This window comes from Tetragenococcus muriaticus DSM 15685, from assembly GCF_000423785.1.
In the GTDB taxonomy this organism is placed as follows: Bacteria; Bacillota; Bacilli; order Lactobacillales; family Enterococcaceae; genus Tetragenococcus; species Tetragenococcus muriaticus.
Window position 1 is genome coordinate 13,022 of record NZ_AUIQ01000013.1, and the last position, 24,277, is coordinate 37,298.

At 34.9% G+C, this 24,277-nt stretch carries 25 protein-coding genes, 2 pseudogenes and 1 other annotated feature; of the genes and pseudogenes, 5 read left to right on the forward strand and 22 right to left on the reverse strand.

The annotated features are described in order from the left end of the window. Positions 1–84: 84 nt before the first annotated feature. The 5 genes and pseudogenes from rpoD to G577_RS10990 all read right to left on the reverse strand — a co-directional run bounded on the left by rpoD (position 85) and on the right by G577_RS10990 (position 5,258). Positions 85–1,188 carry an RNA polymerase sigma factor RpoD gene (gene rpoD / locus G577_RS0103580; protein ID WP_028790002.1) on the reverse strand — a complete coding sequence of 368 codons (1,104 nt, stop codon included), beginning with the start codon at positions 1,186–1,188 and terminating at the stop codon, positions 85–87. A gap of 24 nt (positions 1,189–1,212) precedes the next feature. Beyond that, positions 1,213–3,045: a DNA primase gene (gene dnaG / locus G577_RS0103585; RefSeq protein WP_028790003.1), complete on the reverse strand. Its 1,833-nt coding sequence runs from the start codon at positions 3,043–3,045 to the stop codon at positions 1,213–1,215. A gap of 162 nt (positions 3,046–3,207) precedes the next feature. Then, a pseudogene (locus G577_RS10985) lies at positions 3,208–4,052 on the reverse strand (DUF368 domain-containing protein). 30 nt (positions 4,053–4,082) lie between these two features. Then, positions 4,083–4,712 carry a lysozyme family protein gene (locus G577_RS0103595; RefSeq protein WP_028790004.1) on the reverse strand — a complete coding sequence of 210 codons (630 nt, stop codon included), beginning with the start codon at positions 4,710–4,712 and terminating at the stop codon, positions 4,083–4,085. A 213-nt stretch (positions 4,713–4,925) separates the two neighbouring features. Then, entirely contained in the window at positions 4,926–5,258 is a 333-nt protein-coding gene (locus G577_RS10990; protein WP_051176622.1) for a hypothetical protein, read from the reverse strand. Positions 5,259–5,434: 176 nt separating this feature from the next. Between G577_RS10990 and G577_RS0103605 the strand changes: the two genes are divergently transcribed. Then, a complete protein-coding gene (locus G577_RS0103605) occupies positions 5,435–6,439 on the forward strand; it encodes a nucleoid-associated protein (RefSeq protein WP_028790005.1) in 1,005 nt (334 codons plus the stop codon). A 377-nt stretch (positions 6,440–6,816) separates the two neighbouring features. Here G577_RS0103605 and G577_RS11760 read toward each other — a convergent pair whose 3' ends face one another. Continuing rightward, the gene (locus G577_RS11760; RefSeq protein WP_081675723.1) at positions 6,817–9,243 is read right to left on the reverse strand and encodes a hydroxymethylglutaryl-CoA reductase, degradative; all 2,427 of its coding nucleotides are present in this window, start codon (positions 9,241–9,243) and stop codon (positions 6,817–6,819) included. Positions 9,244–9,417: 174 nt separating this feature from the next. On the opposite strand from G577_RS11760, the gene G577_RS0103620 reads away from it, so the two are divergent. Beyond that, positions 9,418–10,569, forward strand: a complete 1,152-nt coding sequence (locus tag G577_RS0103620; RefSeq protein ID WP_028790007.1) for a hydroxymethylglutaryl-CoA synthase — start codon at positions 9,418–9,420, stop codon at positions 10,567–10,569. A 76-nt stretch (positions 10,570–10,645) separates the two neighbouring features. Here G577_RS0103620 and G577_RS0103625 read toward each other — a convergent pair whose 3' ends face one another. The 4 genes from G577_RS0103625 to G577_RS0103640 all read right to left on the reverse strand — a co-directional run bounded on the left by G577_RS0103625 (position 10,646) and on the right by G577_RS0103640 (position 13,972). Next, positions 10,646–11,020, reverse strand: a complete 375-nt coding sequence (locus tag G577_RS0103625; protein WP_028790008.1) for a DUF2255 family protein — start codon at positions 11,018–11,020, stop codon at positions 10,646–10,648. A 34-nt stretch (positions 11,021–11,054) separates the two neighbouring features. Next, on the reverse strand, positions 11,055–11,924 hold the full coding sequence (locus G577_RS0103630; RefSeq protein WP_038026929.1) for an aldo/keto reductase: 870 nt from the start codon (positions 11,922–11,924) through the stop codon (positions 11,055–11,057). 244 nt (positions 11,925–12,168) lie between these two features. Then, entirely contained in the window at positions 12,169–13,236 is a 1,068-nt protein-coding gene (locus G577_RS0103635; RefSeq protein ID WP_028790010.1) for a PQQ-dependent sugar dehydrogenase, read from the reverse strand. Positions 13,237–13,249: 13 nt separating this feature from the next. Further along, on the reverse strand, positions 13,250–13,972 hold the full coding sequence (locus G577_RS0103640; RefSeq protein ID WP_028790011.1) for a RibD family protein: 723 nt from the start codon (positions 13,970–13,972) through the stop codon (positions 13,250–13,252). A 209-nt stretch (positions 13,973–14,181) separates the two neighbouring features. Between G577_RS0103640 and G577_RS11000 the strand changes: the two genes are divergently transcribed. Then, positions 14,182–14,415, forward strand: coding sequence for a hypothetical protein (locus tag G577_RS11000; protein ID WP_155988482.1), 234 nt, complete (start codon positions 14,182–14,184; stop codon positions 14,413–14,415). Between the two features lie 24 nt (positions 14,416–14,439). Here G577_RS11000 and G577_RS0103650 read toward each other — a convergent pair whose 3' ends face one another. The 10 genes from G577_RS0103650 to G577_RS0103690 form a co-directional block, all read right to left on the reverse strand. Further along, positions 14,440–15,279, reverse strand: coding sequence for a MetQ/NlpA family ABC transporter substrate-binding protein (locus G577_RS0103650; RefSeq protein ID WP_028790012.1), 840 nt, complete (start codon positions 15,277–15,279; stop codon positions 14,440–14,442). A 63-nt stretch (positions 15,280–15,342) separates the two neighbouring features. Further along, positions 15,343–15,570, reverse strand: a binding site (T-box leader). 89 nt (positions 15,571–15,659) lie between these two features. Beyond that, positions 15,660–16,325, reverse strand: a complete 666-nt coding sequence (locus G577_RS0103655) for a ribulose-phosphate 3-epimerase (protein ID WP_244869443.1) — start codon at positions 16,323–16,325, stop codon at positions 15,660–15,662. A 5-nt stretch (positions 16,326–16,330) separates the two neighbouring features. Next, positions 16,331–16,864 (reverse strand): transaldolase family protein, encoded by a 534-nt coding sequence (locus tag G577_RS11005; protein ID WP_051176627.1) that lies wholly within the window; start codon positions 16,862–16,864, stop codon positions 16,331–16,333. Beyond that, positions 16,857–16,982, reverse strand: a complete 126-nt coding sequence (locus G577_RS12690) for a transaldolase family protein (RefSeq protein ID WP_197052299.1) — start codon at positions 16,980–16,982, stop codon at positions 16,857–16,859. The genes G577_RS11005 and G577_RS12690 overlap by 8 nt, the downstream gene beginning before the upstream one ends. A gap of 29 nt (positions 16,983–17,011) precedes the next feature. Further along, entirely contained in the window at positions 17,012–17,428 is a 417-nt protein-coding gene (locus G577_RS0103665; RefSeq protein WP_028790014.1) for a PTS sugar transporter subunit IIA, read from the reverse strand. Between the two features lie 18 nt (positions 17,429–17,446). Next, a complete protein-coding gene (locus G577_RS0103670; RefSeq protein ID WP_211219222.1) occupies positions 17,447–18,562 on the reverse strand; it encodes a mannitol dehydrogenase family protein in 1,116 nt (371 codons plus the stop codon). Then, positions 18,562–19,749, reverse strand: coding sequence for a mannitol dehydrogenase family protein (locus tag G577_RS0103675; RefSeq protein WP_028790016.1), 1,188 nt, complete (start codon positions 19,747–19,749; stop codon positions 18,562–18,564). Before G577_RS0103675 ends, G577_RS0103670 begins: the two co-directional genes overlap by 1 nt. Positions 19,750–19,770: 21 nt before the next feature. Next, a complete protein-coding gene (locus G577_RS0103680; protein WP_028790017.1) occupies positions 19,771–20,619 on the reverse strand; it encodes a PTS system mannose/fructose/sorbose family transporter subunit IID in 849 nt (282 codons plus the stop codon). A gap of 3 nt (positions 20,620–20,622) precedes the next feature. After that, positions 20,623–21,384 carry a PTS mannose/fructose/sorbose/N-acetylgalactosamine transporter subunit IIC gene (locus G577_RS0103685; protein WP_028790018.1) on the reverse strand — a complete coding sequence of 254 codons (762 nt, stop codon included), beginning with the start codon at positions 21,382–21,384 and terminating at the stop codon, positions 20,623–20,625. Between the two features lie 5 nt (positions 21,385–21,389). Further along, positions 21,390–21,872, reverse strand: a complete 483-nt coding sequence (locus G577_RS0103690; protein WP_028790019.1) for a PTS sugar transporter subunit IIB — start codon at positions 21,870–21,872, stop codon at positions 21,390–21,392. A 436-nt stretch (positions 21,873–22,308) separates the two neighbouring features. Between G577_RS0103690 and G577_RS0103695 the strand changes: the two genes are divergently transcribed. Then, positions 22,309–22,536, forward strand: a complete 228-nt coding sequence (locus G577_RS0103695; protein WP_028790020.1) for a helix-turn-helix domain-containing protein — start codon at positions 22,309–22,311, stop codon at positions 22,534–22,536. A gap of 100 nt (positions 22,537–22,636) precedes the next feature. Here the strand turns inward: G577_RS0103695 and G577_RS0103700 are convergent, their stop codons facing one another. Next, on the reverse strand, positions 22,637–23,527 hold the full coding sequence (locus tag G577_RS0103700; RefSeq protein ID WP_028790021.1) for a DUF2268 domain-containing putative Zn-dependent protease: 891 nt from the start codon (positions 23,525–23,527) through the stop codon (positions 22,637–22,639). A 163-nt stretch (positions 23,528–23,690) separates the two neighbouring features. Beyond that, entirely contained in the window at positions 23,691–23,873 is a 183-nt protein-coding gene (locus tag G577_RS0103705; RefSeq protein ID WP_028790022.1) for a DUF6440 family protein, read from the reverse strand. A 212-nt stretch (positions 23,874–24,085) separates the two neighbouring features. On the opposite strand from G577_RS0103705, the pseudogene G577_RS0103710 reads away from it, so the two are divergent. Continuing rightward, positions 24,086–24,277, forward strand: a pseudogene (locus G577_RS0103710) (IS1380 family transposase); the annotation flags it as partial.

Genomic DNA, 24,277 nt, shown 5'->3' on the forward strand with positions numbered 1-24,277 from the left:
GAAACAAGCAGAAAAAGCAGAATCTTTTCCAATAAAAAAAGCCTTCTAAAAGTGTATACACTTTTAAAAGGCTTTTGAACTAAATTATAGAAAATCTTTTAATTGTTTTGAACGAGATGGATGACGTAATTTACGCAAAGCTTTTGCTTCGATTTGACGAATACGTTCACGCGTTACTCCGAATACTCTACCTACTTCTTCTAACGTACGTGTCCGTCCATCATCAATACCAAAACGTAAACGTAAAACATTTTCTTCTCGATCCGTCAATGTATCCAGGACATCTTCTAATTGCTCTTTTAGTAGTTCATAAGCTGCATGATCCGAAGGGCTTGTTGCTTCTTGATCTTCAATGAAATCACCCAAATGAGAATCGTCTTCTTCCCCAATAGGAGTTTCCAAGGAAACCGGCTCTTGAGCGATTTTCAAAATTTCTCGAACTTTAGTCGTTGGAAGATCCATTTCTGCACCAATTTCTTCAGGTGTAGGTTCGCGTCCTAAGTCTTGCAATAATTGACGTTGAATACGAATTAATTTGTTGATTGTTTCGACCATATGAACAGGGATACGAATTGTTCGAGCTTGGTCAGCAATCGCACGTGTAATTGCTTGACGAATCCACCAAGTAGCATAAGTTGAAAATTTGAATCCTTTTCGATAATCAAATTTTTCCACAGCTTTCATCAAGCCCATGTTTCCTTCTTGAATTAAGTCAAGAAACTGCATTCCACGTCCTACATAACGTTTTGCAATACTAACAACTAAACGAAGGTTAGCTTCTGCTAAACGTTGTTTGGCCTCTTGATCGCCATCTTCGATTCTTAGTGCTAAGTTTACTTCTTCTTCAGCTGTTAATAATGAAACGCGACCGATTTCTTTCAAGTACATACGAACTGGGTCGTTAATTTTTACACCTGTTGGAGCAGATAAATCTTCCTTAGGTTTGTCATTTTCAACTTTTTCAGTTGTTTTTAAACTACGTAATGAAGGCTCGCCATTTTCATCAACAACACTAATTCCAGCATCTTCTACTTGTTGAATTAGTTTATCCATACTATCAGCTTCTAATGAATAAGGTGTAGCTAATGCGTCTGACAGCTCTTCATAAAAAACTTGACCTTTTGTTTTATTTTTCCTAATAAAATCCTTTACTGCTTGTTCGTATTTAACTTGTGTTTCTTCTGCCATAAGAGAAGTCCTCCTTCGATGCTGCTATTTAGCTTGCTTTAATTCTTTAGTCAAGTTTATAATTTCGGTAGCTAAACCTAACTCTAATTCTTGGTTCCCTTTTTGACTAGCTTCTTGTAATTTGAGCTTTTTCTCGTTAATTTCTTCGGTTAAGTTTGACGTTTGGATCACTTGCAATAAGTCTTCAATCTCTTGCTGACTTCCTTCTTCTGGTACCTTCAAACTAGCAATCGTACCAACAATATTACGCATTCGATCATCTTTTAGAAAATCTAAAAACTTCGCAAGAACAAATTCGCCTTCACTTTCTATATAAGCATCAAAAAGCATATATAACTCTTGATAAACCTCATGAAAAAAGGTTACTTGAGATTGTTTCAAACGTTGGTTCAATGTTTCATCATTAAATAAACGATATAATAACAATTCTTCTGCTTTTTGAACTTGTGTCTTATTTGATGGACTACGCGATTCCCCGTGTTCAGATCGCACATTCGACTGGGGAGGTCTTTGCTTTTTATTTCTACGTTGACGTTTTAAATCATATAATTGTTGTTGCAATGACTCTCTGGATATTTGAAACTCACTAGACAGTTGCGTTAAATAACGGTCCTGCTCAATTAAGGAATCAACATCTAATAAATCTTGTAGCAACTCTTGAACATACTCCAGTTGCTCTTTTTCATTAGCCATATTTTTATTTAAACGTCGATAACGCATTTTAAATAAAAATACCGTCTCTTTCCCATGTTCAAGTAAATTAACAAAAGCATCTTGCCCGTATTTTTTTACATATTCATCTGGATCAAGACCTTCTGGTACACTTACAATGGACAAATTCAAACGACTTGTTTCTTGCAAGTGGCTAATTGCTCTGTTTGTTGCATCCAACCCTGCTTGATCACCGTCATAACAAATAACTAATTCTTGTGCAATGCGAGAAATCGAAGTAATTTGTTCATTTGTTAAACTTGTCCCCATTGAAGCAATTCCATTTGTTACACCCGAATGATAAGCAGCTAAGACATCCATAAACCCTTCAAATAAGTATACCGTACTACCCTTACGTATACTACTGCGCGCCTTATCAAAATTAAATAAAATTTCACGCTTATTAAATAGGGAGGTTTCTGGAGAATTAAGATATTTCGGTTGTTCTTGATTGCTAATCTCTTCGGTTGCAAAAAAGCGACCAGAAAAACCCACTGTTTTTCCTTGGAAATTTCGAATAGGAAACATGATCCGTTGATAAAAACGATCAACTAGCTCTTCACTCTCTCGTTCAACAAACAAACCAGAGTTGGGAAAAGCTTCTGAATCTAATGATTCATTTTGAAAAACACGAACTAAAAAATCCCGTTGATTAGGTGCAAAACCAATATTAAATTCTTCAATCAACTGGTCGTCTAGCCCTCTTTTATGTAAATAATCGAGTGCCGCTTCACCTATTGCTGTGTTCATCAACATATGATGATAGACTTCAGCTGCTTTTTCATGTAATTGAATTAATTGTTGCTGTTGGGAACTAGCTTGACTTTCAACTGCTACATTTTGATACTGCTCAGAAACTTCAACGCCTTCCATTTCGGCGACTTTTAACACTGATTCAACAAAAGAAAGACCTTCAATCTCTTGAACAAAGGAAAAAATATTACCACCACGGCCACAACCAAAACAATAATAAAACTGTTTATCTTCAGCAACAGAAAACGATGGCGTTTTTTCATTATGAAACGGACAAAGACCAGCATAATTTTTACTACCAGACTTTTTTAATTGTACATATTGACCAATAACATCGACAATATTTGTTTTATCACGAATATCATCAATGACTTGTTGCGGGATTTTCGCCACGTTTACTCACCTCCTAAAAATGAACGATGAGCTGTTCTATCGGTAAAAAATCGCACCAACATTATAGCAGTGCGATTAAAGATAGACAGATTTCTACGTATACTATTGTATCACATTTTCGAGGATTTACAAATGTTTTGCTCACAATAAGCCACTTACGGATTATTTATAGCGTTCTTCTAACTTACTCATCCAGGCTCCTAAAAAAACTCCTAAACCTAGCATGAGAACGCAAGCAATATAGCTTAAAAAAGTAAAACCAGTATAATTTGTTGGAACTATCATAACTGTAGAAGCCAAAACCACTCCCATAATAAAATGAAATAACTGAGGATAAGCTTTACTAAAAATATAATCAATCATTTTGGATAAGGTCAAAATAGTCACTATCCCACCAATACCAATAGGAAGAATCACCTGAAGCTCTAAATTTTTAAAACCATCTGCCATGGCTTTGTACATCCCCATATAAACAAGAAAATTGGAAGGACTTAACCCAGGAACAATTACACCCAAGGCAATTAAAAACCTGCGATCATCCATGTCCATATATTTTGCGAAATCTCAGTAAACAAACCGGCCCCTTGCCACAAAAAAAGGAACGCTCCAACGAAACTAGTGATTAAAATGAACAGTTCACGTTGTGAACGCCCTTTTTTTCCTGCCTCTTTCCATAAAGCAGGAACAGTCCCTACAATACAACCGACAAAAAACCAAAGAATAATGCTAGCATAACTTCCCAGTAAAAAACTAACGACAAAAGATAAAAGGAATAAAGCTGTCAACGCACCTAAACCCACTGGGAGAAAAAACAAGACATTTTCTTTAAAGTTCTTGGTGATATGAGCTAAAAAACTAATGATTCGCTCATAAATCCCAAAAATTGCAGCCAACGCTCCACCTGATACGCCAGGTAAAATAAAACCAGAACCGATAAACATCCCCTTAATAAAACGAAAGAGCCAGTCTCTAATGTTCTCTGGGGTCTTTTGTACTTTTCTTTTCATCTCTGTCTTTGTCCTTACCTTCTCAGATTTTTAAAACAGAAAGCTTGTTTGCTTGATTTTATTTTCATTTGCTTTAACTAAGTCAGCGTAAAAGAAATTTCCGCCGTTATGATATAAATAACCTCCATTATACATTACAGATTGGTAGCTTAAATACCGATATCTCGTACGTTCTGTGTTACCAAGCTCTGGTGATACGGTATCTTTTGAATATTGTTCAGCTAGTTCTAATCGATTCGTTTTTCCATTTTCTGCTACATAGTCAATATAGTCCAAACCAAAATTATAAGCTTGCACTGCCGTCCACAAGTCACAGCCTTCTGCCTCTGCCTTTCTAATTGCTGTGGCTAAAAAAGCTACACCTTGGTCAATACTTTCTTGTGATTCTTCGATCTGGTTAGGATACCCACCTTTACTTTCTGAACTTTGCATAGGGTCACTATTCTCCCCTTTTGTTTCTGTAAAAATAACGCTTAATACTAAATTCTTGTGTTGTGGGATATTTTCTCTTTCTACCGCTTGTTCTACTTGGCCTTCATATTGGTAAACTTGCCTTAATATTTGATAGGTTCTATAAAAGTAATACCCACCTACAGTAAGTATCATTATCGAAATAAGTAGTAATATTTTTTTTAATACAGATTTCTTTTTTTTATTCATGAATGTACCATCCAACCTTTTTTGTATCGAAACTCAGCCTACTATTTCTTAAAAAAACTGTCCATAGAACAGAAGGAAAAAATAAAAACTTTAAAAAAAGGTAATCTTTCTTTGGAATATCTTTAATATTTAACGCTTACTGAATAGTGGATAAGCAATTTTTCCATCATTTGGATCAATATTGGGGATGTTAGAGCTATGTTGTGTTTGTGGTTATTCAGCAGAAGACCATAAATCTACGACTTCTTGAACAAGGTTATCACTAAAGATTTCCTTTAACCCCTTCTCTCCTTTTTGAATACGTTTAATGACATCAGCAAAATTTTCGTCTAAAGGTAAGTGGGTTTCTTTATCGATAGCATCTTTATCCAGAGCTAAGCGTCGAATCGTCAACTCATCTGGATATTCTGACTGGATAAAAACTTCAACTTTGAAGCCGTATCGTTCGTCTATTTTTCTTTCCATTGTACGAAATACTTTCATTTGAGCAGAATTAAAAGACGATTGAAATTGTTGTTGTAACTTGGCTAATTGTTTCTTTTTCATAATGCTCTCCTTTCAAAACTACTATTTGATTATAAACAAAAAATAATTGATTGAACAATTATTTTTATGAAAAACTCAGAAGTCTCCGTTTTTATAAAGTCATCTTTCTTCTTAAGCTTTCCTCACGTCAAATTTTTTTGTACACTATAAGAATGGAAAAAGAAAGGAAGAAATTTATGGATATTTATTTAAAACAAGCGATCATGCACATTATTGATAGAAAATCAGGGGACCCTGTTTTTTCACAAATGACATTAGACTTGAGTATTGAGTATATACGGGATTACTTAACAAAAAAGATTCAAAAACTGGCAAGTTCACAAACAAAAACAGGGACTTTAGCTCCAGATTCCGAAATTGCTCAATTAACCCAACAGGCCGAAAAAGATTTTATTCATTTTAGTGAAGCTTTTGTGAGCCGCTGGTACGAGGTTTATCAGCAAAGTGAAGATGCGCCTGATAGCGATGTTTTCGTTGTTTTATATGAACTTGATGAAATGACTTATATTGCTTTTTTAAAGGTTAAATACACCGAAGGATTCACCCATTATGTCGACACAAATGAACAAGGCATTCAAAATGATCTTATTATTAATCGAGCAATTTTGCCAGGAAAAGGGCAAAAAGCTGACGAAGGAATAACAATCAATTTGTCAGATTTTTCCTTTGAGCTCATCGAAAAAAGCTATACTTTTTCAGGTGAGAAAATGAACTATTTTTCTACTAAAGTGATTGAATCACAGCCTACACCTTCTTTGGAAGATCATGTCAAAGTTATTAAAAAAACAGCCGAAGAAATCGGCGAAAAATTCGACACACCTAGTTATAATTTAGTAGCAGATGTAAAAGAAGCCGTTTATGATACGATTGAAGAACATGGTCAAATTGATACCAAACAAGTTGCTGAACAAGTTTTTAAAGATAACGTAACTGCAAAGATGTCCTTTACAGAAGAAGTTGAAGAACAAGGTGTTACAAATCAAGCACCGATGATGCGCGAAGTAAAAGAAATTTCCGAAAAGAAATACGGCAAACAAAAACTAAAACTTTCAAATGGTATCGAACTTGTAGTGCCTCTTGATGTTTATCGCGATCCTGAACTTATTGAATTTATTAATAATCCAGATGGGACGATTTCAGTTACCATTAAAAATGTCGACGAAATTATTAACCGTATGTAACAGTGATCATTATTATTTCTTTAACAAAGAAAAACGTAGCAAATTATTTCCTAACTTTGCCGCTAATTTCTTTTAACCCACTATTTTTAAAAAGCTATGTCCTGAAAGTCTATTCAGGTCATAACTTTTATAGACTTATGTTCTGAAATTGAATTCAGGACATAGATCGGCCAAATTTATGAGGTAAAAGTGGCTTTCAGGACATAATTACGACAAACTTATGTCCTGAATGGCCACTTAGGTCATAAGTCCGATAAAACGATGTCCTGAAATTAAACTCAGGACATAAGTCACAAAAATTACGGTCTTATCGCCAGCTAAATAAACAAGCCTATACTCAAAAAAGCCCGAAAGAATTCTTTTGGGCTTTTTCAACTCTATTTATTTCTTAGTTCTTGTAAAATCTTTCGGGCGTTTTCTTCATTCATTTGTTTTTTCTTCAATCGGTTAGCTACTTTTTGGACTTCAGAAGCTTTAGCTCCAGCATTCAAAGCTAACGATCGAGCTTGTAGCGCCATATGTCCTTTTTGGATACCCTCTGTCACTAAAGCCTTAATAGCTGCTAAATTTTGCGCTAAACCAACAGCAGCAATCACTTTAGCAAGCTCTTTTGCATTATTTACATCCATTATTTGCAATGCGACTTGCGCTTTTGGCAAAACTTTAGTAGCTCCTCCAGCTGTAGCGACAACAAGTGGCAATTCAATGGTCCCCTTCAAATACTTTTCTTCTATTTTCCATTGGCTTAATCCTTGGTATTTTCCATTTCTAGCTGCGTAAGCATGAACAGCGCTACTCATGCTTCGGGTATCATTTCCAGTAGCAAGCACAACAGCCTCAACCCCATTCATTATACCTTTATTATGCGTAACGGCGCGGTATGGGTCGATTTGAGCAAAATCGGAAGCTGCAGAAATTTTTTTCGCAATTTGTTCTCCCTTTGCAGCATCTCCTTTGCCCAAATCAGTAAACGAAACATAACAATTAGCTGAAACTATTGCTTCTGTAGCGTAATTACTTAAAATGCTAAATAAGATCTCTTCAGAAAACCATTGCCGAAAAAGTGTAGCCACAGCCTCTAACACTGTATTTATCATGTTTGCTCCCATAGCATCTTGAGTATCAACAATTAAATCCACACTTAGAAAACTCGGATCTTCAGTAAAATCACGAATTTCAATATCTTTTAATCCTCCGCCACGTTTGACAATTGAAGGATAAGCTTGTTTAGCTTTTTCCATAATAGACGTCTGATTTTCTTTTATTTGTCTTACAATACCTTCTTTGTCTTGAATATTCATAAAAACAATCTGACCACGAACATTCTTTTGTGTCATCGTAGCAGCAAACCCACCCGCTCTTTTAACCAATTGAGCACCATTATTACAAGCGGCTATGACAGAAGGTTCTTCAGTGGTCATAGGTACTAAATATTCTTTTTGGTTTACTTTGATATTTTCTACAACACCCATCGGAATGGAAGTTTCACTAATTTGATTTTCTATTAAGTTCGAGGCGATTTTTTCCGATAAAACATTTTGGTTTAGCTCATTTTGCATTTGTGTGGTAATTCTTTGTTGAGAAACTAACTGATCTAAGCGTTCTTGTCTAGATAACTCATAAAAACGAGAAGACTTCTTTTCCGTAGGTCTTTCAATTAATGCTGCTAATCCAAGACCTCCTCCTACACACAGGGAAACAACCGCGTACCGCCCATTTATACGACCTAATTGATGGCAAGCTGTTGTCATAATCCTCGCTCCAGTAGCTCCAATAGCATGTCCGATAGAAATTCCGCTACCGCAAAGATTGATTTTTTCTTCAGGAATATTTAATTCTTGTTGCACAGCAATGGAAGAAGAGGCAAAAGCTTCGTTAATCTCAAAAAGATCTATGTCTTCTGACTTTAATTCATTTCGTTCAAGTAGTTGCGCAATTGCCTTAACAGGAGAAACCCCCATGATTTTAGGATCAATACCTACTTCTATTGTATCTTTAAGAACAGCTAAATAAGAAAGGTCATTTTCTAAAGCAAAATTTTTAGTTGCTAGCATAACAGCAGAAGCGCCATCATTAATCGTTGAAGCATTCCCTGCAGTTACAGAGCCGGTCTGCTTGAAAACAGGACCTAGTTTCGCTAATTTTTCCATAGAGGTATTTTTTCTAACACCTTCATCTTGTTCCATCAGGCCGTCCTTTAACTCCACTGGTAATATTTCTTCAGCAAAATAGCCTTTCTCTTGTGCATCAGCTGCCTTTTTATGCGATTGTAGCGCAAAAGCATCTTGCATTTTTCTAGTTATATTATATTTTTCTGCTACATTTTCAGCAGTAAATCCCATATGTTGGCCACTAAACACATCAGTTAAACCATCCGAAAGCATCACGGGGTTTGGTTGAGAATATGTATCACTTTGTTGATCATAATAAGTTAAATGAGGCGCTTGACTCATACTTTCGGTTCCACCAGCTAATATCACCTCTGCTTCGTTCAAACGAAGTGATTGTGCTGCTAAAAAAATAGCCTTCATTCCAGAACCACAAACTTCGTTAATTGTTGAAGCATAGACAGAGGCAGATAATCCGCTATTTAAAACCATTTGTCTTGCAGGGTTTTGCCCATTTCCAGCTTGTAATACATTGCCAAAAATGATCTGTTTAAGCGCTGATGCCGCTGTCTTATTTTTTCTTATAAGTTTTTGGGTTATGGTTGTCCCCAGCTCTACTGCTGATAATTGACTTAAGCGTCCTTGATATTTTCCGACGGGCGTTCTTAAGGCATCGATAATTACGACTTCTTTCACATTGTCACCTCCAAAATGAACTATAGCATTCTTTTAGAAAAAAACAAACCGTTCTTTTTCTCTCTTATGCTTTACAGCTCAATCTTTAATAATCTTTAAATTGTGGGTTTGATCTCCCTAAACTTATTAAAGTATGTTAATTTTAAATATATATATTAATTAAAGGAGATTCTTATGAACGTCGGTATCGATAAACTTAGTTTTTTTATCCCCCCTTATTACATAGACATGACTGAACTTGCGCATGCTCGAGGAGTCGATCCTGCCAAATTTCATATTGGCATTGGTCAAGACCAAATGGCTGTAAGTCCTAAAACACAGGATATTGTTACTTTTGCTGCAAATGCAGCACAACACATTTTGAATGCTGACGATTTGGCCCAAATTGATATGATGATTGTCGCTACTGAATCTGGAATCGATGAATCTAAAGCTTCAGCAGTCGTATTACATCGCCTTTTAGGTATTCAACCATTTGCTCGTTCATTTGAAATTAAAGAAGCATGCTATGGAGCAACAGCTGGTCTACAATTTGCCAAAGATCATGTTAGCTTACATCCAAATAAAAAAGTCCTGGTTATTGCTACAGATATTGCAAAATATGGACTTGCTTCTGGTGGGGAACCAACACAAGGTGCGGGTGCTGTGGCTATGTTAGTAAGTGTTGAACCTAAAATTCTAGCTTTTGAAAATGATAACATCATGTTAACGCAAGATATCTATGATTTTTGGCGTCCTGTTGGTTACAATTTTCCTTTAGTCGATGGACAACTTTCAAATGAAACATATATCCAATCTTTTCAAAAAGTTTGGAAGGAAAATATTCAAAAAAATCATACTTCACTTTCTGACTATGCTGCCCTCGTTTTTCATATCCCTTATACAAAAATGGGAAAAAAAGCTTTCAATTCCATTTTAGAGGATGTCTCCGAAAGTGAAAAAAAACGTTTTCTCACTCGTTATGAACAAAGTACGATTTATAGCAGAAAAACAGGAAATATGTACACGGGGTCGTTGTATCTCGGACTGATATCCCTTCTAGAAAATAATGAAAATCTACCAACAAATGGACGGGTTGGTTTATTCAGTTATGGTTCAGGTTCAGTGGCAGAATTTTTTAGTATGCGTTTAGTTGAAGGCTATCAACAGTATTTATTACCAAATGTGCATAAAAATCTTTTTGATCAGCGCACAAAATTATCTATAGACGAATATGAACATATGTTTTCAGATCAGCTAAATATTAACGCTGATAATGAGTTTGATGATCCAACACCTTACAGCATCGCTAAAACTATCCATACAATTCGTCACTACCATGAATAAAACATAAATAAAAAGGAAGCTTCTTTTAAAGACACTAGCCTTTAAAAGAAGCTTCCTTTTTATTTTAATTTATCTTCTAATCTTTTGGAATAAGTCGTACTGTAGCTTGTCGTGCTCGTTTACTGATCATCGGAGGAAGATACGGACTGCCTTCGTATTTTTGACGGTAGCCTTCATCCACTCGATCATTGGTTTCTTCATCTGTAGGAAATTCGAAACGCACATCTTTTTCAACGCCCCCTACAGAAATATGACCTTGCCCTTCTCTTTGCGCTGATTGATACCAGCGCGCAGAAGTTCCAGCATACCCACGACAATATAAGTCATCTCCGGCTTGGGCAATCCAAATCCAGGCAGGTCTATGCATCGATCCATCTGGATTGGGGATTGATATATATAGATTATCATCTTTAGAAATAGCTTCTAATTCTTCTTTGGTCCAACCACTCATAAAAAAGCTCCTTTCCTATTAAATAAATAATCCATTAATTTAAATCTTGTTCAAATACAGGGAAGCCACTAGCATCACCGTAATCTTTAATGCGTTCCATATGTTTTAATTTATCCATATCTTCTGCAGAAATTTCAAAATCTACTTCAGCGTTGCTGCGAATATGATCTGGATTTTCAGACTTAGGCAATGGTAATAAGCCTAATTGTAGGCAGTAACGAATACTCAATTGTGCTGTACTTACATTATATTTTTCCGCTAAGTCTTTTATTTCTTGGTTATTTAATATTTCGCCATGAGCCACTGGGGAATAAGCTTCAACCAAAATATCGTTCTTTTGGCAAAATTCAATTAAATTGAAAGGTGTATTACTTATATGAGCAAGAACTTGGTTGACCACTGGTTTTACAGTGCCATTTTGCAAAATATTTTCAAGATCTTCTTGGCCAAAGTTCGAAACGCCAATAGCACGAATCTTACCATCATTATAAGCTTCTTCCATAGCGCGCCAAGCTTCTAAGTTTCCTTCAAAATAACGATTCTCGCTATTAAAATCAGCCCAAGGTTGTGGACTATGAATAATCATCATGTCTAAATAATCGACACCCATCGTTTCCAATGATTGATTAATAGCCTTTTCTGCTTCTTCATATGTCTTTACTTCAGCAGCTAATTTGGTTGTGACAAAAATATCTTCACGTGCCACATTAGAATTACGTATACCTTCACCTACTCCATGCTCATTTTCATAGGCTTGGGCCGTATCAATATGACGATACCCCGAATTAATTGCGTCTGTGACTGGTTGAATCACTTGTTCATCTTCAACTAGCCAAGTACCAAAAGCAATTTTAGGAATTTTTACTCCATTAGATAAAGTGTAGTGTTCTGTTAAAATACTCATATTATGTTTCTCCTCTCAATTATATCGATTCAACATTCTTTTTTTAATTCATTCTTTGTTACGATTATAAAAAGAGTCCTAGCTCGCCTCCTTTCAAGTTAACAAGAAAAAATTGGTTCCCAATTAAGTGATGAAATCAGTAGGTAAGTATTCCTTTGTACACTCACTCCACCTCGATTGTATCAGTCCTTGCTTTATTTGTCAGTTCACTTGCTTTTCTTAAAGTATATTATACTTTAATGACCTACTCTGTAAGATTTATCCTGACAAGCCGATCATCGTTATCTCTGCCATTCCCACGACCATCTAAATTATTCGTAATAAAGTACAAATCGTCATCTTCAACATAAGTATCACGGATTCTTCCAAAATCTGAAACAAGCGTTTGTACCTCATTATTTTCTAAGTCAAACTCTAAAACCGCACTTCCTCGCAAAGCAGCAACATATAAACTTTCATCATGGTAAGTAGCGCCAGAAGGGGCCCATGTCTCATCTTCACCAGAAGTAAATAATGGAGCCACCATGTCTTCCTGTTCTTCTTCGCCTTCAATTTCTGGCCACCCGTAATTTTCTCCTGCTTCAATTAAATTCACTTCATCGTTTGCATCGTCCCCGTGTTCACTAGCGTACATTTGTCCATCTTCTGACCACGTTATTCCTTGTGAATTACGATGACCGTAACTGTATACATAAGAATTTTCCATAGGATTATCTTCTGGAATAGTTCCATCAAGACTTAAACGTAAAATTTTTCCTCCTAGAGAATCAGTATCCTGTGCTGATGAAGGTTCTGTTGCATCTCCAGTAGTAGCATATAAGTTATTGTCAGGTCCTATTTTTAGTCTTCCTCCCTGATGATAGGAACCGCTAGGGATTTGATCTAATAGGACTTCTGTTTCTTGCCATTGGTCCTCAGATAGTTGTAGGCGTACGATACGATTAAATTGCTCCTCTTCATTTTCATAAGTATAGTAAGCAAATGCTTCATTGGTCTGTGAAAAATCAGGACTTAAAACAAAACCAAGCAACCCTGCTTCAGCAGCAGTCGATACGTCTTCATCAAGATGAACTTGCTGACGATTAAGATCTCCATCTTCTAGCTGAACAATCGTTCCTTCTCGTTCTGTCATATAAAACGTATCCTCATCTTTTTCAATCGACCAAGGAACTTCTAAGTTCTCTGCTAAAACTTCTGTATTATCAGCGGTTTGCGAATCTTCTGTCGTTCTGTTTTCCTGATTTGTATCATTTGTTGAACAACTAGCAAATAAAAAAGTAAGTGGTAAAAAAGCAATAATACTTTTTTTCATATTCGGCTCACTCCTATGAGTTATTTACTTTATAACGTAGCCAAACAGTACTATCTTCTAATTGACGAACATCTAGTAATGAAAAAGATATTGGTTGAATGGTTGAAATAGGTTCTCTAGCCATAAATAATGTCTGCATGTCTGGGTCCCCATCTGCAATAGGCGCCATAACAATACTTACTTCATCCACAAATCCATTTTGTAAATATGTCCAATTTAGAGTACCACCACCACCAATCATTACACGTTCCATACCAAATAATGTCACCAATTTATGAAGAACAAGCGCTTTATCCAACGTTTCTTCCCCAGCGATAAAATAAGAGATACCTAAACGACGCAAAAAGTCTTTATAGGCATTGCTAGCTTGTTCGGTTAGCACTTCAATAATATGTGATTCACGGTTCCCATAAGTGACATAATTTTGTTGCCAACCTAATTTTCCTGAAGGATCTATTGAAACGTAATACATTGAAGCATCACCTTCTGCAATAAAATCTCCTTCGGGAACAAGCGGGGCGTTCTCATTTACTTCTGGCTTACGATAATGAGTCATATTATCATCTGTTGTAATTCGGCCATTTAAAAATCCTTGGATATTGAAAATTTGCTTATCTGGATCCAAAGACAACTCTTGATATTGTCGACTTGCTGAACGAAACTCTGGCAAATCCATAGCATTTATTTTTCCATCTAAAGATGTATGAGTGTGAATAGTAACATAAGGTTTTTGCACAGTAATTCTCCTTTTCTTTATCTTACTTTTTAAATTGATCCTACATCTTAACCTGAACTTTAAGTCAAGGAGAAAAAATATAAAAATATCCGGCCTAACGTATTATTACTACCTTTTATTCTCGTAAAGAACTTAATCAAGAGATTAAACAATACTTGTATAAATGTCTTGTACGTAATTTTTTAGATTTTGATTTTTATGATAATAAGTTGGATGATGTAAAAAAAGAATTTTCTTTTTTATACCAGCTAGTTGACTATTGTTATCAAAAAGATTTAGCCAAGAGAATAGATCTAGATCAATATCAACTCAGTACATTAACTTTACTTTTTCGAAATCATGTATTAAAAAATAAGATTGCAGGAAGAAATCTTAAAAGAATAGATATAATTCAAAACAAAAAAAGCTTGCAAGATGGAAAACTTCATCTTGCAAGCTTTTAACGATAATATAAGTTCAAATCACAATTACCACACAGGGATACTTGATCCTTGGGTTTGTTCATCAATGACTTCTTTGACTTCATCTGTTTGATAGTAATCAACAACCGTTTGATACACATCGTTGTCTGTTTCGTCTTCACGTGCAGCAATCACATTATAATAGGGCTCAGAAGATTCGGCGACTGGTTCTAAGAAAATGGCATCTTCTGTGGGAACAAAGCCAGCATCTACTGCCACATTATTATTCACACAAGCTATATCTACATCGCCCAAAGCACGAATTGTCTGATTTGCCTCTAATTCTTCAAACTGTAAGTTTTTTGGATTTGCTGTAATATCATTTGTCGTAGGCATATTTCCTTTATCTTCATCTAATTCGATTAAATCTGCTTGTTGTAATAACAATAACGCGCGGCTTTCATTTGAAACATCATTAGGAATGGCTACACTTGCTCCATCTTCTAGATCTTCCACATCATCAATCTTATCAGAAAAAATACCCAATGGATTTAATGATGTGTAAGCAATGGTAGTATTACTAAAGCCCCCTTCTTCATTTACTTCATCCATAAAAATTTCTGTCAAAGTTGCATGTAGATCGATCGAACCATCTTCTAACGCAGTAATGGGCCCGCGATAATCGGTAAATGGAATAATTTCTAACTCAATATTTTCTTTTTCTTCAAGCCCTTCTTGGACATATTCCCAATCTTCATTATTCTCGCCTACAACTCCTAACCTAACTGTCTCTGTTTCCCCAGAGTCGTCGCCTCCTGCACTACTTCCTGCTCCACAAGCACTAAATAACGTAATTGCTCCAACTGTTAAAAAACCAGCTATTAGCTTTTTCCATCCCTTTTTCATTTCTATCTCCTCCTACTATTTTTTAAAATAAAAAAAAGTCCTTTTACCAGCATTAAATACTGATAAAAGGACGAATAATCGTGGTACCACCTTTTTTTAGAAGTTTCCTTCTCTTATGCCGACAAAACATACTATCGGTGCCTTTTTTTAACGAGTAGACATCACCCGAAACTGTTTACCTATCAACAATTTTTCTCAGAGACCATTTTCAATTCTTCCAACAGATCTTTTTCACCAACCAAGATCTCTCTAAATGTTTTTCGAACCTACTTTTCTCTTCGCAGAATTTTAATATTTTTCTGAATATTACAAGAAATAAGTGAAATTGTCAATAGATATCGAAAAAGTGATTGAAGTTATAAAAGATAAATCATTATTTTTTATTGGTATGTTTGTATGATCTGACGAAGCTCTTCTATTCGTTGCTTATAACTAATATCATTTTTATCATAAAATAACCCAGAAGTCCCTAAGACAAAGACATCAGGCATACTTTTTTCCATTAACTGGATAGTATCAGAATAGATATTGCCGTCAACCTCTACTAACGGCGGATTTTTTAAAGATGATAAGATGCTATATAATTCTTTTATCTTTCCAAGTGTTTCCTCAAGAAAGGACTGACCAGCAAAACCTGTATGAACCGTCATTACTAAAATCATATCTACTTGTTCAATATAGGGAAGAATCGCTTCTACTGGCGTTTCTGGATTTATAGCAATTGAGGGTCTGATACCTTGTTCTTTAATTTTCTTTATTAAAGCAATTGGGTCTTTTACTGTCTCAACATGAAACGATAAGTACTTAGGTTGCAAAAAGGTAAACATATCAACATATTTTTCTGGTGTAATTGTTGCTAAATGAATATCAAATGGAATTGAAGTATGAAATTTAATTTTTTCTAGCATTTCTGGATACATTGCCATATTATTAACAAAAATCCCATCCATAACATCCAGATGTAACAAATCGCACCCTGCTTCTTCTAAATATTTTAATTCTTTTTCTAGATGTAAAACATCAGCACACATTAAAGACGCTGCCATCTTTTTCAAATTTCTTCCCCCTGTGCATGTTGTTGAAACACTTTTAAGCTTTCTTCTGCTAAAACATTGTTCATCATACTTTTAATTATAATAGGCGGTACAGTTACTGTATCAGCACCAGAAAGTAACGTTTGTCTTATCTGCGCTTGATTTTTAAAACTTGCCCCCATTATTTTTGTCGATAGATTTTGAACACGATATAATTGGTGAATATCTTGTACTACTTTATAAGGATTTATATTTTGATTTTCCATTCTATTTACGTAAGGAGCAATCCAATCGCACCCTGCCAGGCCTGCCAAGTATCCCTGCTCTACCGAATAAACAATGGTTGCTAATACTGTTCTTTCAGGGTGTTCATTTTTTATTTTTTGGATCAATCCTAGTCCATTTTCAGTTGCTGGTACTTTTAAGCCCGTAGTTTTTGAAGTAACTTCTAACAAATAGAAGAAATCATCTTCCATCTCTTTAGAACTTCTTCCTTGAACTTGCACAAATAACTTCTTATCGTCAAATTCTTGTTCTATCTCGTCAATCAAGCTCTGTCTTTTTTTTATGGACATTACGTATTAAAGTTGGATTAGTAGTCACCCCTTTTATCCAGTCAAAATTTGATAGCTTGACAATTTCATCTTTATCAGCTGTATCTAAAAACAATTTATCTTCCTTCCCTCTATTTTTTGTAATCAGAGTTCAAATGCTTCTTTCAAATCTTTTATTCCTTCTAAGCCTGCTTGTAAGCATTTTCCTTTTATCGTTCTCACATCTTCTCGTTGTGGAACAGACATTAAGCCTTCTAGTAACATAGACAAATTTACTCCTACTATTGCTTCAACATTCTCTCTTTTTGCTAATTGTTTGATAGTAAGAACAACACGGTTAGAAGGTGTTCCACCAAATAAGTCAGTAAAAACCAACAACTGTCTTCCATTACTTATAGAAAACTCGATTTCTTCTTTTATAGTTTGTCCTAATTCTTCAGGATCATCCCCGTGATCAAAGCCTAATACCGAAATATTAGAAGCATCTCCAACGATTAACTTAGTAGAATCTAATAACCCAGCAGCAAGTGAACCATGTGTTACAATTAAAAAATCAATCATTTATTTTTCTCCTTATTTTTATAGTAAATCAAGCAATTGTAATTGCTCTTTATTTTTTATTTGATAATAATAGTCTACAGCTTGCCTAACAAATTCATCTTGATCATCTAAATTAAGTATTTTCGACAACTCCTTAGCAGGCATATAATCTTCTCCTTCATATTCAATCATTTCTAAATAAGTTAACGCTGCTCCAGCAACTAATGTCATAATTTCAGTATTATAACCTCGCTCCTTTAAAATTTTATATGGAGCATAAATACGTTCTGTTGTGCCTAATTTTCTTCTTGCAGCACGTCCATTTTTAATGACATAGTCTAACATCAATTCATCTTTAAATTTAACAAGTGCTCTTTGAGAAAAACCTTGTTGTTCCTCTAAAGAAATATCAAAGTAATCAGCTAAGGCAGGGTTCAAACCACCTAACAAACGATTCATTATTTTTGAGATTTCTGGGTCATTTGCTGCTTCTGAATAAATACGATAACCTTTTACATACCCTAAGTAGGATATTAAACCTGCTAAGCAGTTATAAGTATAGATTTTACGTTTTAAAAAGTTTTCAAAATTTGTAATTGGCACAGCTCCAGCAAAATCCAAAGTTCCATTAAACCCATCTGAGTCATAAGGAAAATAAGTCTCATTCTGTGAAAGAATATCTAAACGTGTACTATTTATATTAACAGTGGAGCAAAAAACTGCTGTTTGCGAAGTAGCAAAATCTTTTCCAGTATTCATGTTTTTTTGAAGCGTTTGTTTTAATACTCTAGCTGGGTTAATACCATTCTCACAAGTTAGCAACTGGGGTACTTCATATTCAGATAAGTGCTTTGCTAATGAAGTTGCGACTTCATGAAGGTTTTCTTCTCCGACAGAAGTAATGATCAGATCAGCTTCTAATAGAAACGTTCTTAACCCCTCTTCTAAATTATATACACGAAAATCATTAATAATGATCGGCGTACGATCCTTATGGTAAAAATGAATTTCGTAATGTTTATCTTCATTTAAACGTTGTACCAATTGGTCATTTTTTTCAATAAAAATAATCTGATAACCACTTTCTTGTAAATAACGAGCTGCATAGCCACGACCTGTTTGTCCAGCTCCGTATACTACTGCTGTTTTACTCACTAAGCTTCCCCCTTTATCCATTGATGTTCTTTCAATTCTGAAATACTTTCTTTTATTAAATTAGCTAAAGTACTCTCTTTAGAAATGCCACAAACTTCTTCTAGCACAGCATCAATTCCTTGTGTTTCTCTAATCCTTTTCAACTCTACTGATGAAGGGTCTTTCGGGTAATCAAAATAAATTGCTGCCGCAGTAGCTAAAGAAATCGCTTTTGGATTGACCCCTGCATCCATTGCCATATTGGCAGGGCCAATTAAACGATCATCCGAAGCCAACTTTCGAATCGGATCACGTCCAATACGAATAACTTCATCTACAATAGAATAATCTTTATATTTTGCTTCAGCTACCCGAGAAAATTCTAATTGACTTTCTTCACTTACTCCTAACGAATAAATTAAAGCTTGGTTAATTTCTTCATAGCCCATCTCTAAAATAGGTTCAATATCTGAATCATTTGCAGCATCTGCTACATAATTGATCCCTTTTAAATATCCTAAATATGCAATTAAAGCAACACTTGTATTGTTAGTATAAATTTTTTGAGCAAGCATTTCGCCAAAATCATCTCTAAATTCAAAATATTGCAAATTAGGCTTTTGATGATTTTGTAACCTTTTACCATCAACTGGTAATACCCAATAGTCCTGTACCCAAGTATCCAATGGGTTAATAGTCTCTTCCCCGTTTGGTGCCGAAGTACCTGAAGCACGAATTACTGCTTGTGTAATGTCTACGTGTCTCTGAAAAATATACTTTTCTGCATCTGCAAGTTGTGTTTCAATTGCTTGTTGAAGATCCTCTGCAGGAGTCATCCAGTTCTCACAAGTTACCAAAATGAATGAAGGAACGTCCTCTCTTGCCAAAGCTTGTTGATAATTTTTTCCAATTATTTTGCCAAGCGAGGTTAAATTTTTACCCCCAACTGCTGTAAAGATGATATCTGTTTTAGTCAGTTCGTCAGCCCAAGCCTGTGAATTATTTATATGATTAATTTTATATTCGTTAATAATTGTATTTTCTTTTTCATTTCCCAAAACATGAACAGTATAAGAACTATGTTGTTCAAAATTTTTCACTAATTCTTGATCTGTATCAAAAAAGGTTATTTCTACGTGATTTCTTTTTAATAAAGAAGCCACAAAACCTCTCCCAATTCTTCCACCACCGATAATTGTCGCATGCATACTTGTTTCTCCTTTCTTCAGCTATAAAAAGCCTATTAAAACGCCAATAATTGCAATCGCTATCAATATAAGAAGTATCTTAGTTGATCCCCAATTCTTATTTACCAATAAATATAAAGTTAAAAATACAGCGCCTAATGGTAAAATTCCTTGGATAATCGTATCAAGAATTTCTTGTATAACAATTTGATTCTCACCGAAGTTTAAGGTTAATGAGGACGTAACATTTACTGTATTAGCCGCTAATCCTCCTATTGTTACAGCACCAACAGCAGTTGCCATTGTCATAAACTTCTCTAATGCACCGCTCGCAAAAATCTCATTGATTCCTTCTTTACCTTTTTTATACATCCAATGAAAAGAAAAATAAGAGAAACCGTAGTTCAAGATTAATGTAGCTAACATATAAAAGATAGGACCTAAAAAGTTACCTTCTGTTCCTAGAGAAATTGCGATTGAACCAATAATTGGAATCAAAGTTGCTTGCCTTAACGTGTCTCCAACACCTGCCATTGGCCCCATTAATCCAGTTTTCATTCCGGAAACATCTTCATGTTTGATAGGAACACCTGCGGCCTTTTCTTCTTCCATCGAAATAATTACTGATAATACTGGTGGTCCTGTCAACCAAGCTTCAGTATTATAAAATTGCATATGGCGCTTCATCATTTCTTTTCTTTCTTCTTTAAATTCCTCGTTTGAAGGGTAAATCCGCTCCATAATAGGAATCATTGTACCAGCCATTGCTGGCCCCATCATCCGCTCCCAACTATAAGTTGCTTGAGACAGCGAAATCCAGTATAAATAAGCTTTATTTAAGTCTCGTTTTGTTAAACGCCTTTCTTCAGGTAGTTGATATGATTCTTCCATGGTTTAACCCTCCTGCTTTGCAAATTTTAAATCTGAGTAGAAATATGCAATTATAGTAGCAAATACTGCTAATAATAACATTGGCACGTCTGCATATATTACTATAAAAAAACCAGCTAAAAAGAATGGAATTATCCCTTTTCTGTTCATAATAACTTTTAAAGTTAGTGCAATCCCTAAAGCAGGTAAAATGCCACCAATAGCTTCCAATATTTCTGTCGGTTTTCCTTCTAATACACTTAAAAACCATTGAACTGAATCGCCACCGTAGTATACAACTAAAAATACCGGAACAGCACTAATCAAAAATGTTGATATTTGAGAAGGTACTAGGTGAATGAAAAAAATCTTACGATAGTCTCCTTCATCTACTACTTTATCCATCCAATGGACAAAAAAAGAATTAATTGTCATCCGTACATTCCAAATAATGGTACCCAATAAACCAAATGGTATTGCTAAAGAAAGAGCGACGTCTGGACTTGCATTTGTCATAATAGCTAACGATGTTCCAATAATACCTGCAATACCTGGCTCACTCGAAACAGCACCTCCAGGAGAAATAAAACCAATAAAAAAAGCATTTAATGTAGCGCCAATAATCAATCCCTGTGTTGGTTCCCCTAGTATAATGCCAACAATTGTACCTGCCACAATAGGTTGTCTAACAGAAACACTCGTTAGACCAGTAAACCATGGTGAATTGGCTACAGTTAAATAGTACAACAAGCCAATAAGAGTAGCTTGAATTATATTTGTTTGCATTAAAATCATGCTCCTTTCAATACATTACTTAACCGTACTTTTGTATTATCGGGGGTCACTTGGAAAAACACATCTACTCCTAGTTCATTTAAGCGAATTAAGGCTCGTTTTTCTTCGTCACTTGCCGAAATATTACGATATAAGGTCATCCGGTCTTCTCTTGCTCCCATTCCACCGACACCTAATGATTGTATATTAACTTCTTGTTCATGCAATCTTTCAACTGTAAGTGGCGTTTTTACAAGGATAAAGATATTTTTACCTTTCCCTTGATTTTCAATATAGTCTTTAGCTTCATTTATGGTGACTACTTTTAATGAAACCTTGTTAGGCATTGCCGATTTCATCACCATTTGTAAAAAAGTGTCTTTTGCTACGTCGTCATCGACAATTAGTACCTCGTTAGCCTTGGTCACTTGTACCCAAGCAGTCATAACTTGCCCATGTACTAAACGATCATCTATTCTTGTATAAACAATATTTCCCATTATTATCTCCTTCTATCTATATTAGTTATTTTAAAAGTGTTTTAATTATCTTTTTCCTTTACTTAAGTCACACTCTCCTTTCTTCCATAACTAAAAAAACCCAAATTCTTTCCAAACAAATAATGTAAGGTAAGAATTTGGGTTAAGCCAATTAATTTAGTTACTCCCCCGATATTTAATTATATGTCAAGCAAACGTCGAGCCTCAACTTAGCTTATTTTCAATAGTGTGGCAGACAATTTGCAACACTTGTACTCAATAATATTTGTATTAAATCGGTTACTTTTGTAACTAAGCTAAATTATGTGTTATTTAGCAACTAGTAAAACTGTCTTTATCATTGTTTTTTAATTACGTTAACATTAAATTTATGCGTTTTTCGCATTAAAAAATGTATCAGCTTTTACATCATATACAATAATCTTGAGGTGATTCGATGTATTATAGAATACGTAATTTACGAGATGATAATGATCTTAGTCAAACAGATATGGCAAAAATCTTAAGTATTAGCCAAACAACTTATTCCCGCTATGAATCGGGAGTTTTAGACATTCCAACCGAAGCATTAATTAAACTGGCTAAATACCATAACACCAGTATCGATTATTTGCTAAATCTCACAAATCAAAAGACGCCTTATCCAAGGGCTTCATACAAATAAAAATAAGTACGTTTATATTCTATGCAATTATCGCATAAAAGTCAATATGCAAAATACGCATACGTTTGATTTTTCTTTCCCAAAAGTATATAATGTAAAATTAAACATCTATATTATTGATTTCTTGTGTTTCCAATAAAGTCGTTTCTGCAATCCCAATATTGTTTTCTTTCATAAAAGATTGTACAACTTGAAACCCGACAGCATAACCAGCAAATGAGGGTAGACCTACAGGCTTATACCCTTGCTCCATTGAAATTTTATCACCAAACATATAACTACTAACTTCCGCAAATCCTTTAACATCTAACGCATCTTTTACTACTTCAATAGAGTAGTCTAATTCTTCTTTATCAAAGGAAGTTACCCAAGGTCCTAAAAGCTCCTCTCCATAGAGTTCTTTGGCGAATGACTCTGCTAATCCTTCTATGATTATATAGTCACCAACAGTTACATCGCCATGGTTCCAGTCAAAATAGGAAAAGCGGATATTATGGTGAAACTCATGGGCAATGACAGCAGGAATTTTAGGGATATTGTAGGAATCAGGATAGATAGACACCTGTATAAATCCCGGAATGCCACCAAATCCACAATAACCTTTTTGTAATTCAAGTTTCTTTGGATCAGCTATATACATTCCAAATCTTAATCTATCAGCATTTACACTTAAATTATTTTTTCCCATAAAATAAATGCAGTCATCCAGTGTATTATAGGCTGTTTTAAGCGCTTGTATTTCTTTTAGCTTCTCCAAGGCTTTCTTCCCTGTATCAGTTTCCGACACATCAAGATAACCCAGCATATTAGTCGCCATTATTACATCATATCCATTGGGTGCTTTGGCCTTTAATGGAACGTTGATTGTCTCCCACATTTTTTCAAAAGGTTTCATCATGGAATATCGAAAGTAATCCTGTCTGTTACTATTATTATTCATAGAAAATAGTTGTTCGTATTGTCCAATTGTATCTTCTACTAAGAAATTCATTGCTATCACCCTTTTTATTTTTATTTTCTTATTTAAAACTATAAGGTGTTACGCAACGTTAAACTCAATAGAAAAAATTAAAAAGGGATCTCACAAAGCATTTTTCAAAACGTTCGTAAAATCCCTTATCTATATTTTAAAGCTAACACTTGTTTTAAGCCTTTTATTTATCTTTAAAAGACTCGTCCACTAATGGCTTGCCATCTTTGTCGACCATAACGGTGAGCCCCATGCCGTATCCTTCTTGATAAACAAGATACAAAACGCCAGTTTCATTATCACGGATTATTTTCTCAGTCGTTAATTTTCCTTGCTTATAAACTTCTTCAAAACGTTTTTCTGTCATAAATATCCCTCTTCTCTATTTTTTTAGATAAAAAAGCCTCATAAAATATAAACCTGAATGATTTCTAAATTTTGCCAAGGGCCGTTTAACCCTTGGCATGACCTTTTTTCTAAAAAACTGTTTCCACACCTTCTAGGTGTACAAAAAGAACGCACTCTATGTTATTGTAAAGTCGATAAAAACAACAATAAACACAAAAGGAGTGCGTTCTTATGTCTTTCACTTTACAACAAAAATCGCTCACATTCAATGCCCAAAAAGAAATCACGGTCGCCAACGATGGCGGAAGCTTAACCAATGATGCGGGGCTTATCTTGGTCGCTGAATTTTTAAAACAAATTCATTTTGACTCATTGTTAGCCCAATATGTTCATATCCCGGATCCTCGTTGTTTCGTTCAACAT

Bases quoted from the DNA above. Each gene is read 5' to 3' on its own strand.
- G577_RS0103620 (WP_028790007.1), top strand. From the start codon at position 9,418: ATGAACGTCGGTATCGATAAACTTAGTTTTTTTATCCCCCCTTATTAC.
- G577_RS0103630 (WP_038026929.1), bottom strand. From the start codon at position 11,924: ATGAGTATTTTAACAGAACACTACACTTTATCTAATGGAGTAAAAATT.
- G577_RS0103705 (WP_028790022.1), bottom strand. From the start codon at position 23,873: ATGACAGAAAAACGTTTTGAAGAAGTTTATAAGCAAGGAAAATTAACG.
- G577_RS0103635 (WP_028790010.1), bottom strand. From the start codon at position 13,236: ATGAAAAAAAGTATTATTGCTTTTTTACCACTTACTTTTTTATTTGCT.
- G577_RS0103650 (WP_028790012.1), bottom strand. From the start codon at position 15,279: ATGAAAAAGGGATGGAAAAAGCTAATAGCTGGTTTTTTAACAGTTGGA.
- G577_RS0103685 (WP_028790018.1), bottom strand. From the start codon at position 21,384: ATGCAAACAAATATAATTCAAGCTACTCTTATTGGCTTGTTGTACTAT.
- G577_RS10990 (WP_051176622.1), bottom strand. From the start codon at position 5,258: ATGAAAAAGAAACAATTAGCCAAGTTACAACAACAATTTCAATCGTCT.
- G577_RS0103625 (WP_028790008.1), bottom strand. From the start codon at position 11,020: ATGAGTGGTTGGACCAAAGAAGAATTAGAAGCTATTTCTAAAGATGAT.
- G577_RS0103700 (WP_028790021.1), bottom strand. From the start codon at position 23,527: ATGAATTTCTTAGTAGAAGATACAATTGGACAATACGAACAACTATTT.
- G577_RS0103690 (WP_028790019.1), bottom strand. From the start codon at position 21,872: ATGGGAAATATTGTTTATACAAGAATAGATGATCGTTTAGTACATGGG.
- G577_RS0103665 (WP_028790014.1), bottom strand. From the start codon at position 17,428: ATGATTGATTTTTTAATTGTAACACATGGTTCACTTGCTGCTGGGTTA.
- G577_RS0103680 (WP_028790017.1), bottom strand. From the start codon at position 20,619: ATGGAAGAATCATATCAACTACCTGAAGAAAGGCGTTTAACAAAACGA.
- G577_RS0103695 (WP_028790020.1), top strand. From the start codon at position 22,309: ATGTATTATAGAATACGTAATTTACGAGATGATAATGATCTTAGTCAA.
- rpoD (WP_028790002.1), bottom strand. From the start codon at position 1,188: ATGGCAGAAGAAACACAAGTTAAATACGAACAAGCAGTAAAGGATTTT.
- G577_RS0103675 (WP_028790016.1), bottom strand. From the start codon at position 19,749: ATGCATGCGACAATTATCGGTGGTGGAAGAATTGGGAGAGGTTTTGTG.
- G577_RS0103595 (WP_028790004.1), bottom strand. From the start codon at position 4,712: ATGAATAAAAAAAAGAAATCTGTATTAAAAAAAATATTACTACTTATT.
- G577_RS0103605 (WP_028790005.1), top strand. From the start codon at position 5,435: ATGGATATTTATTTAAAACAAGCGATCATGCACATTATTGATAGAAAA.
- G577_RS0103655 (WP_244869443.1), bottom strand. From the start codon at position 16,325: ATGGCAGCGTCTTTAATGTGTGCTGATGTTTTACATCTAGAAAAAGAA.